Consider the following 9,372-nt stretch of genomic DNA (forward strand, 5'->3'; position numbering starts at 1 on the left):
GTCAGCTCACCAATCCGGTCATGACGCCCACGGGTACGGCGATGAACCCGGCCGTGAGCAGCAGCGCGAGGATGTTGGCCGTGGCCTTCAGGGCGCGGTCGCGGGTGCGGCTGCCGGCGCCGAGGGTCTGGGCGGCGCTCCAGAAGCCGTGCCGGATGTGCAGGCCGAGCGCGAGCATCGCGACGATGTAGATGACGTTGCCGTACCAGGTGGAGAAGGTGTCCACGACGTTCTGGTACGGGTGGCCCTCCTGGAAGCCGCCGGAGTGCACGGTGCCGGTCGTCAGGTCGAGGATGTGCCACACGATGAACAGGCCGAGGATGATGCCGCCCCAGCGCATGGTGCGCGTGGCGTAGGAGGCCCGCGGCTTCTTGTGCACGTACTTGCTGGGGCGCGCCTTGATGTCGCGGCGGCTGAGCTGGTACGCCGACGTGGCATGGGCGACGACGGCGACGACCAGCACGACGCGGACGAGCCAGAGCGTCCACTCGTAGTGCATGAACGGCTCGCCGACGGTGCGCAGCCAGTGCGCGTAGTGGTTGAACTCGCCCGCCCCGAAGAAGATCTTCAGGTTTCCGATCATGTGGACGACCAGGTACGCCAGCATGATCAGCCCGCTGACCGCCATCACGGTCTTCTTGCCGACGTTGGAGTCCCACACCGTGCGTGCCATGGACGGCCGTCTGTCCGTCCGCGTTGCCAGAGCCATGGAACAGGACGCTACGTCCGAGCCACCCCATCGGTCCAAGACATGATCGGGCTCGTTTCGATAGGCAGGACCTATGCTTGCAGGATGCAGTTCCAGCAGCTCCAGTACTTCGTGGCGGTCGCCGAGACCCGGCACTTCACCCGGGCCGCCGACCTGGTGCATGTCGCGCAGCCCTCGCTGTCGCAGCAGATCAAGTCGCTGGAGCGGGAGTTGGGCGCGGACCTGTTCCTGCGGGCGCGCGGCAACATCACGCTGACGGACGCCGGGGAGGCCCTGCTGCCGCTGGCCCGGCGCATCCTGGCCGACGCGGACACCGCGCGGCACGAGGTGCAGGAGCTGGTGCAGCTGCGCCGGGGCCGGGTCCGCCTCGGCGCGACGCCGAGCCTGTGCACGGGCCTGCTCCCGGACGTGCTGCGTGCCTTCCACGACCGCTATCCCGGCATCCAGCTGCTGATCGAGGAGGGCGGCTCGCACGATCTCGTACGGCTGCTCGCGCGCGGCGCCCTGGACCTGGCCCTGGTCGTGCTGCCCCTGCCGAGCCCGTCCCCGGCGCTGACCACGGTGGAGCTGCTGCGCGAGGACCTGGTGGTCGTCTCCTCCCCCGAGGCTCCCCGCCCCGGCGGCGGGCGGCGCACGGTGCGCATCGCCGATCTGGAGGGCGAGCGCCTGGTGATGTTCCGGCACGGCTACGACCTGCGGGAACTGACCGTCGCCGCGTGCCGTGCGGAGGGCTTCGAGCCGGACTTCGCGGTCGAGGGCGGGGAGATGGACGCGGTGCTGGGGTTCGTGCGGGCCGGGCTGGGCCTGGCCGTCGTACCGCGCATGGTGGCGGCGCGGTCGGGCCGGGGGCTGCGGGTCACCCCGCTGGCCCGGCCCGGGCTGCACCGGACGATCGCGCTGGCCCACCGCAGCGATGTGGCGCCGCCGCGGGCCGCGCGGGAGTTGCAGCGGATGCTGCTGGAGCGGTGAGCGTCAGCCGGCGGTGCGCGGAGCCAGGAGGTCCGTCATGCCGATGCGCTCGTAGAACTCGGTACGGACACCGTCGGCGAGGTCGCTGACCCGCTCCGAGCCGTCGTCGGCCGGGTCGATGGTGATGCGGAACGGGCGTTCGCCCTTCGGGGTGTCGACGACGCGGACGATGGCGTCGGCGACTTCCCGGACATCGGCGTCGGCCGGCGCCAGGGCGGCCAGTGCCTTGCCGACGTCGTCCATCAGACCGGCGTAGAAGACGTCGTACGCCTGCGCGGTGGCCGTGTCCTGCGGGTGCATCGCGTGGGCGAAGTGGTTGGTGCCCGAGGTGAAGGAGCCAGGGATCACGAGCGACGTGTCGATGCCGAAGCGACTCAGCTCCACGGCGTAGCTCTTGGCGAGGTGGTCCATCGCGGCCTTGGCGCCGAAGTACGGGCCGAGGTAGGGCGGGGTGCCGCCGTAGGTGCTGGACGACCCCACCCACAGCAGCAGTCCGTCGCGCCGGTCGCGCATCTGCGGCAGGACCGCACGGTTGACGCGCTGGGTGGACAGCACGTTGGTGTCGTAGATCTCGGCGATCTGCTCGGGTGTGAAGGACTCGGTCGGACCGAGCACCATGTGCCCGGCGTTGTGGACGACGACGTCGATCCCGCCCGCTTCGGCCGTGACCGACGCGACAGCGGCGTCCACGGACTCCTGGCTGGAGACGTCGAGTTCGACGGTGCGCAGCGCGACACCGTGCTCGTCGGCGTAGGTCCGGGCGTCGGCGACGGCCGGGGCGTTGCGGCCGGTGGTCTGCCGTATGCCGGCGTAGACGGTGTGGCCGGCGTCGGCGAGGGCGCGGKCGGTCAGGCGAAGGTGATCACGCTGCGGCCGTGGGCGGTTCCGGCTGCCATCGCGTCGAGGGCGGCCGGCGCCTGCTCCAGAGTGATCGGCGTGACCTCGGGGATGATCCCGTGGGCCGCGGAGAAGGCGAGGGTGTCGCGCAGGTCGTGCGGTGAGCCGGACGGGGAGGCGACCACGTGGAGACGGTTGAGGATCATGGGCGGGGTGGGCAGCGTGAGCGGCTCGCTGCCGTAGCCGAGGAGCAGGAGTGTGCCGTCGGGGGCGAGACCGCCCAGGGTGGCGGCGGCCGCGGCGGTGGACGGGGCGGCGTTCAGCACGACGTCCGCGCCGCCGTCCCACGCCTTGAGGGCGTCGGCCGGGTCGGAGTCGTCGGTGGCGACGAACAGCTCCGCGCCCAGGGCCTTGGCCTGGTCCTCACCGCGCCGGGAGCGGCCCACCACGGCGAGACGGGCGCCCATGGCGGTGGCGTAGCGCGCGGCCAGGGCACCGACTCCGCCGAGGCCGACGACGGCGACCCGGGAACCGGCCGTCGCGCCGGCCTGCCGCAGACCGTTGAAGGCGGTGAGGCCGGCGCACATCAGCGGCGCCGCCGCGACGGGGTCCAGGCCGTCCGGCAGCGGGGTGACGAAGTCGGCCTTGAACAGGGCGTATTCGGCGTAGCCGCCGTCGGCCACGACGCCGGTGATCCGCTTGCGGGGACACAGGATCTGGTCGCCGCGCACGCAGTAGTCGCAGTGCCCGCAGGAGTCGTACAGGAACTGCGCGCCCACCACGGTGCCGACCTCGGGAAAGGTCACGCCCTCGCCGACGGCGGTCACCACTCCGGTGACCTCGTGGCCGGGGACGACCGGGTACCGGGCGAAGGGATAGTGGCCGCGCAGCAGGTTCAGGTCGGAGAAGCACACTCCGCAGGCGGTGACCTTGACGACGACCTCTCCTGCGCCGGGCTGGGGGACGTCGAGGTGGTCGAGGGCGAGCGGAAGGTTCGGGCCGGTGGCGACAGCAGCACGCATCGCGGGCTCCCATGGGGTGGTGGTCGGGGAAGTCACCAGTCGAGTTCCTGGTACTTCCGAGTCTCCGAGCCCGCTGTGGTCCCGTCCAATGCCGGTTACGGCCCGATTGATGCCCAGGCGGCATCACCGCAGGTCTACGCCGTGCCTCTGGCCCGCGCGGCGGCGTGGACCGTCTCGACGAAGCTCGTCACCAGGTGCGAGGGGCGCTTGCCGTTCCAGGCCAGGGACACCTGCCCCGGCGCCGCGTCGGCGACCGGGACGTAGGCGATGTCCGACCGGGGGAACGCGGCGGCGACGGAGCCGGGCACGAAGGCGATGCCGCGCCCGCCCCGGACGTAGCCCAGCAGTTCCTCCATGTCGTGGAAGGCGGGGCCGTGGCCGGGCCGGGTGCCGTCGGGGCGTGGATCGGCGTTCCATACGGCCGACCAGGCCTCGGTCGCCTCCGCGTACTCCAGGACGGGATCGTCGTTCAGGGCCGTGAGGGCGACCTTGGCGTCGCGTGCCCGCGGATGATCGACGGGCAGCACGGCGGCGATGTGTTCGGTGTACAGGGGCAGGAGATCCACCCCTTCTGCTTCCAGGGGCGGCCGGACGAACCCGACGTCGACGCTGCCGTCCAGCAGGGCTTGCGCCTGGCTCCACCAGCGCAGGCGGACCAGCTCGATGGACACGCGGGGAAAGCGCGCGGAGAACGCGTTCAGCGCGAGGCCGACGTCGGTGCCGAGCATGAACCCGACGATCAGCGCGTCGTTCCCGGCATCGATGCGCCGGGCCCGCTCCTGGGCGGCCTCGGCGGCGGCGAGCAGTGCCTTGGCGTCGCGCAGGAACTGTTCGCCGGCCGGGGTGAGCGCGACGTCGCGGGTGCTGCGGGTGAACAGCTCGACCCGCAGTTCGTGCTCCAGTTGCCGCACCTGCCGGGACAGTGCGGGCTGGGTGACGTGCAGGGCGACGGCCGCCTGCCCGAAGTGCCGTCGCTCGGCCACGGCCACGAAGTAGCGCAGCTTGCGCAGATCCAGATCGATCGGCCTGTCGGGCATGGCGGGTCCTGCCTTTCCGCTGACCGACCGGGGGGTGCGGTACCGCCCTCGACACTCCTCACGCTAACCGACGGGCGCGGAGCCGCACGGGAGGGGCGGCCGTGCGCCCCGCGTCCCGTACGGCCCCGGTGGCTCAGCCCGTCGCGTCCACCAGCGCCAGCTCGTGCAGCCGCTCCGGCGGGCCCGGGCGGGCGTAGTACCAGCCCTGGGCCGTGTCGCAGCCGAGAATCCGCAGCTGCTCGGCCTGGGCGCCGGTCTCCACGCCCTCCACCGTCACCGCGAGGTTCAGGCCGTGGGCCAGGGAGACGATCCCCTCGACGATCTTGAGGTCGACGGGGTCGGCCGGGAACCGCTGCATGCTCTGCGTGAAGGAGCGGTCCAGCTTGAGGATGCTCACCGGCAGCCGGCGCAGGTTGGCGAGGTTGGAATAGCCGGTGCCGAAGTCGTCCAGCGCGATGTCGACGCCCATCTCGGCCAGCCGGCGCAGGGGTTTGAGCAGGTCGGCATCGGCGCCGATGAGGGCCGACTCGGTGACCTCCAGGCAGAGGGCATCGGGTGCCATGCCGGCGCGCTCCAGGATGTCGACGGTGTCCTGGACGAGTCCGGGGTGGCTGAGCTGGCACGGCGAGAGGTTGACGTTGATGCGGAAGGGCCCTGCACCGTCGTGACGCTCCCGCCATGCGCGGGCCTGGCGCACCGACTGCTCCAGGACCCAGCGGCCGAGCGGCACGATGAGTCCCGTGTGCTCGGCGAGCGGAATGAACCGGTCCGGGCCGAGGACGCCGTGCTGCGGATGCAGCCACCGCACCAGGGCCTCCGCGCCGCGCACACTGCCGTCGCCGAGATGGACCAGCGGCTGGTACTCGATGAAGAACTCGCCCCGGTCCAGGGCCGTCGGCAGCGCCGTGGTCAGCCCGTGCCGGGTGATGGCGCGGGCGTCGGCCTCCGGGTCGGCCAGCTCGAAGCGGTTACCGCCCGCCGACTTGGCCCGGTACATGGTGATGTCGGCGCTGCGCAGCACCTCCGCCGGACCGCGCTCCCCCGCCGGGCCCTCGACGATGCCGATGCTGCCGCGCACGGTCAGCTCGCGTCCGTCGACGCTGATCGGGGCGACCAGCACGTTCATGATCCGGGTGGCGAGCTCGTCGACCTCGCGCTCGGTGTCGGGGCCGGTGGTCAGCGCCACGAACTCGTCACCGCCGAGCCGGGCGACCATCTCGCCGGGCGCCGTGGCGCACGACTGGAGCCGGTCGGCGACCTCGACGAGCAGCCGGTCGCCGGCCGCGTGGCCGAGGCTGTCGTTGACGGTCTTGAAGCCGTCCAGGTCGAGGTAGCACAGCCCGAACCGCTGGCCCTCTCCGGCGCCCAGTGCCTTCTCCAGGCGCTCGAAGAAGAAGGTGCGGTTGGGCAGGCCGGTGAGCGCGTCGTGCGTGGCCTCGTAGCGCAGCCGCAGGTTGAGCAGCCGCCGCTCGGTGGTGTCCTCCATCAGAGCCAGCTGGTACTGCGGTTCGCCGTCGGCGTCGCGCAGCAGGGAGACCGTGAGGTTGGTCCACAGGACCGTTCCGTCGGGGCGGTAGAAGGCCTTTTCGACGTGGTAGTGCTCGCGCTCTCCGCGGACGAGTTCGTCGTAGAGCGTCCAGGTCTGCGGCGCGTCCTCGGGGTGGGTCCACTCCTTGACGTTGCGGCTGCGGATGGCCTGTTCGGAGACGCCGAACATCCGCAGCAGGGCGCCGTTGACCTGCAGTATGTTGCCCGTCAGGTCGGAGATGCCGATTCCTATGGCCGCGCCCTCGAACACCGCGCGGAACCGCGCCTCGGTGGCGTGCAGCGCCTGGGCGACCACGCCCTGCGCCTTGAGCGCGGCCGCGGAGATCGCCTCCTGCTCGGCCAACGTCCGCTCGCGCAGCGCCTGGGCGAACCCGGCGGCCATGGCGTGCTGGAGCCGCGAGGAGCGCGCCCGCAGGTCCTCCTGGTCACCGCCGTCGCCGCAGTACAGCACCAGATAGGCGTCGACGCAGTCCAGCGAGCGGCTGAGCGCCTCGGGGTCGGTGCAGTGCGCGGTGACCAGGGCGGCGCCTACGGCCCTGCCCTCGTCCGCGTCGAACGTCCTGGCCTTGAGTGCCTTGCTCAACCGCCGGGCGAGCGGCAGCAGTTGCTCCTCGAACTCCGGCCGGGTCGACGACGTCGAGGTCACCGGGAAGACCGCCCGGCTCCAGATCGTCGCGAACCGGCGGAGTCTGTCCTCCGGCCCGTCCGCCCCCGCGCTCACGCCGTACGTCCCACGCCGGCGAAACCGGAGAAGGCATACGGATCCTCGTCCTCCGGTGCGGTGTCCGGTCGCCAGAGCGGCATCGGCACCAGTCCGGGTTCCACCATGTCGTACCCCTCGAAGAACCGCGCGATGGCCTCGCGCGAGCGCATGATCAGCGGGTTGCGAATGTCCTTGTATACGTCGACCGTGCCCTTGGCCCGTTCCTCGGGCAGCGGGATTCCCTCGTACGAGGCATGCGTGAGCACCAGCAGACTGCCGGGCGCGAGCGCGTCGCGCAGCTGGGCCACCGCCTCGTAGGGTTCGTCCTCGTCCTCCACGAAGTGCAGTATGGCAACGAGCAGCAGCGCCACTGGCCGGTTCAGGTCGATCAGGCGCTCGACCTCGGAACTGCGCAGGATCTCCTGGGGCTTGCGCAGGTCCGCGGCGACGACGTCGGTGTCGTCGTGGCCTGCCAGAACCGCCTGGCTGTGCGCGACGGCGACCGGGTCGTGGTCGACGTACACCACGCGTGCGCCGGGGCTGGCGGCCTGGGCCACCTCGTGGACGTTGCCGAACGTCGGTATCCCGGAGCCGATGTCCAGGAACTGGGTGATGCCCTCGTCGACCGCGAAGCGCACCGCGCGCCGCATGAACGCCCGGTTGGCCTGCATGATCTTGGGGAGGCCCGGCATGAAGTCCATGGCCTTGCGGGCCGCTTCCCGGTCGACCTCGAAGTTGTGCGAACCGCCCAGGTAGTAGTCGTAGATCCGGGAGACGCTCGGCACCGAGATGTCGATGCTCCGTGGGGCCCAGGCGGGACGCTCCATCTATCTCTCCAAGGCGTAGGCGATCCGGTGTTCGAGCTGAGGCTACTGATCGCCCGCCAAAGGAGCGAGCGGAAACGGAAATTGACCATCCGTTCCCGGTCACTGCCAGTGGCACGTGCCGAATTGCCGCCCCGCGCACCCTCTGCGAAAAGCATCCGAAGCATTCCACAGTGCTGCGAACCATGGTGAAAGAGGGCGAAGGACAGCGGTGAATGCAGGCAAACCGGTCCGCCCCCTGCGCGTGGAGCTCAGGGGGCGGACCGGAGGTTGATCTCTACTGCTGCTACGCGCCGACCGGCTTGCCGTCGGGGCGGATGGCGAACCAAGTGCCGCCGACGCCCTGACCGTTGGTGTCACCGGGCTTCTTGTCACCGGCGAAGGTGTAGATCGGCACACAGTCGATGGTCTGCTGCTTGATTCCGTCGGGCCGGTCGAAGACCACGTAGCCCTGGCCCCTGGGACCGGACCCCTTCAGATCGATGCCCTCGGTGTCCTCGGCGTCGACCGGCGCGATGACCGGCCACTTCTCCAGGCACTCGCCGGTGCAGGCCGTCTTCATCGGCCAGGGCGAGTCCTTCATGAAGCGGTAGACCGTGTGGCCGTTCTTGTCGATGACGATCTCGCCGAGCTTGGAGTCCTTGCGCGTGGACAGACCGGGCAGGTCGCCCGCCTCGGCTCCGCCTCCCTGTGCCTTCTTGCCGGTGGGGGCGAGCGCGTACCAAGTGCCGCCGACACCCTGGCCGTTGACGTCACCGGCCTTGGTGTCCTTCGCGAAGCGGTACGCGGGCCAGCCGCCGATCGTCAGCTGCTTGGTGCCGTCGGTCCGGGTGACCGAGCCGAGCTTGTTCTTGTCGATGCCCACGCCGGCCGTGGCGTCGTCCGCGGGGACCGGCGGCCACTTGGTGGCGCACTCGCCGTCGCAGTTCGACTTGGGCGGCTCGGCGACGTCCTTGTCGAAGCGGTAGAGGGTCATCCCGGCGCTGTCGGTCAGCACCTCGCCGAGTTCGGCGTTGGTGGACACCGCCAGTTCACCGGCCGTGGCGGCCTGCGTGGCGGCGCTCTCCTGGCCCGCCGCGCCCGTGTCGTAACCGGATCCGAGACCGGTACCGCTCCCGTAGTCGCCGGCCGCGGCCGTGGCACCCACGTTCTGGCTGCTCGCCGGCGGGGCGGTTTCCGAGCCGCATGCCGTCGTCAGCGCCGCCACTGCCACGGCGCTCACCACGAGCGAGGCGCTCCGCCACGAGGTCTTCATCGTCAACTCCCCATATTCACCAGGGTGTTGCAGCGCCCTGCTGCGCCGCCGCACGACAAGAAGTACGCATGAGCACCACTCTCGTGTTCAATCGGCGCACAAATTTCTTTCCGGAAGCTGTGAGGCGCCGCACGCGCATGCCCCGGCGGTTACGCCCACGCCCCCTGATCAAACCTTTCGAGGGCCATCCTTCCCTCGTTCGGGGCATTTCGGCCGCTCTCCGGCATACGCGGGCGCGCGATGGCCTCAGGATCTTCGTCGTGCATGGACTCGAACCGACCCAATCCACCCTGACCGCAAGGGTGTTGACGGTGGCGACGTTGACGTGGCTGCTGGTGTCGGCGCCGGCCGGAGCGGCCGGGGCGACGGTCTGCGCCTACGCCGACACCGGCCCGGACGGCGCGCAGTCGGTCGCGGTCGTCGGAAGCCTCACCTGGCCGACTCCCCCGCAGTGCCCGACGCCGACCC

8 protein-coding genes are annotated in these 9,372 nt (G+C 70.9%); 1 reads left to right on the plus strand and 7 read right to left on the minus strand.

What is annotated here, in order from left to right; all coding sequences use genetic code 11:
- Position 1: 1 nt before the first annotated feature.
- Complete coding sequence (locus tag EAO75_RS31535; protein WP_147998554.1) at positions 2–673, minus strand: succinate dehydrogenase; 672 nt, start codon at positions 671–673, stop codon at positions 2–4.
- Positions 674–793: 120 nt separating this feature from the next.
- On the opposite strand from EAO75_RS31535, the gene EAO75_RS31540 reads away from it, so the two are divergent.
- Positions 794–1,678, plus strand: a complete 885-nt coding sequence (locus EAO75_RS31540; protein WP_147998555.1) for a LysR family transcriptional regulator — start codon at positions 794–796, stop codon at positions 1,676–1,678.
- Positions 1,679–1,681: 3 nt separating this feature from the next.
- Here EAO75_RS31540 and EAO75_RS31545 read toward each other — a convergent pair whose 3' ends face one another.
- The 6 genes from EAO75_RS31545 to EAO75_RS31570 form a co-directional block, all read right to left on the minus strand.
- A complete protein-coding gene (locus EAO75_RS31545; protein WP_147998692.1) occupies positions 1,682–2,530 on the minus strand; it encodes an SDR family NAD(P)-dependent oxidoreductase in 849 nt (282 codons plus the stop codon).
- Complete coding sequence (locus EAO75_RS31550) at positions 2,527–3,537, minus strand: alcohol dehydrogenase catalytic domain-containing protein (RefSeq protein ID WP_147998693.1); 1,011 nt, start codon at positions 3,535–3,537, stop codon at positions 2,527–2,529. Before EAO75_RS31550 ends, EAO75_RS31545 begins: the two co-directional genes overlap by 4 nt.
- 134 nt (positions 3,538–3,671) lie before the next feature.
- Entirely contained in the window at positions 3,672–4,574 is a 903-nt protein-coding gene (locus tag EAO75_RS31555; RefSeq protein ID WP_147998556.1) for a LysR family transcriptional regulator, read from the minus strand.
- A gap of 133 nt (positions 4,575–4,707) precedes the next feature.
- Entirely contained in the window at positions 4,708–6,843 is a 2,136-nt protein-coding gene (locus EAO75_RS31560) for a putative bifunctional diguanylate cyclase/phosphodiesterase (RefSeq protein ID WP_147998557.1), read from the minus strand.
- Positions 6,840–7,652, minus strand: a complete 813-nt coding sequence (locus tag EAO75_RS31565; RefSeq protein WP_147998558.1) for an SAM-dependent methyltransferase — start codon at positions 7,650–7,652, stop codon at positions 6,840–6,842. Before EAO75_RS31565 ends, EAO75_RS31560 begins: the two co-directional genes overlap by 4 nt.
- 283 nt (positions 7,653–7,935) lie before the next feature.
- Positions 7,936–8,904 (minus strand): SCO0930 family lipoprotein, encoded by a 969-nt coding sequence (locus tag EAO75_RS31570; protein ID WP_147998559.1) that lies wholly within the window; start codon positions 8,902–8,904, stop codon positions 7,936–7,938.
- Between the last annotated feature and the right edge of the window lie 468 nt (positions 8,905–9,372).

It is taken from the genome of Streptomyces sp. UW30 (assembly GCF_008042075.1).
In the GTDB taxonomy this organism is placed as follows: Bacteria; Actinomycetota; Actinomycetes; order Streptomycetales; family Streptomycetaceae; genus Streptomyces.

Bases quoted from the DNA above. Each gene is read 5' to 3' on its own strand.
- EAO75_RS31555 (WP_147998556.1), bottom strand. From the start codon at position 4,574: ATGCCCGACAGGCCGATCGATCTGGATCTGCGCAAGCTGCGCTACTTC.
- EAO75_RS31550 (WP_147998693.1), bottom strand. From the start codon at position 3,537: ATGCGTGCTGCTGTCGCCACCGGCCCGAACCTTCCGCTCGCCCTCGAC.
- EAO75_RS31535 (WP_147998554.1), bottom strand. From the start codon at position 673: ATGGCACGCACGGTGTGGGACTCCAACGTCGGCAAGAAGACCGTGATG.
- EAO75_RS31570 (WP_147998559.1), bottom strand. From the start codon at position 8,904: ATGAAGACCTCGTGGCGGAGCGCCTCGCTCGTGGTGAGCGCCGTGGCA.
- EAO75_RS31565 (WP_147998558.1), bottom strand. From the start codon at position 7,652: ATGGAGCGTCCCGCCTGGGCCCCACGGAGCATCGACATCTCGGTGCCG.
- EAO75_RS31540 (WP_147998555.1), top strand. From the start codon at position 794: ATGCAGTTCCAGCAGCTCCAGTACTTCGTGGCGGTCGCCGAGACCCGG.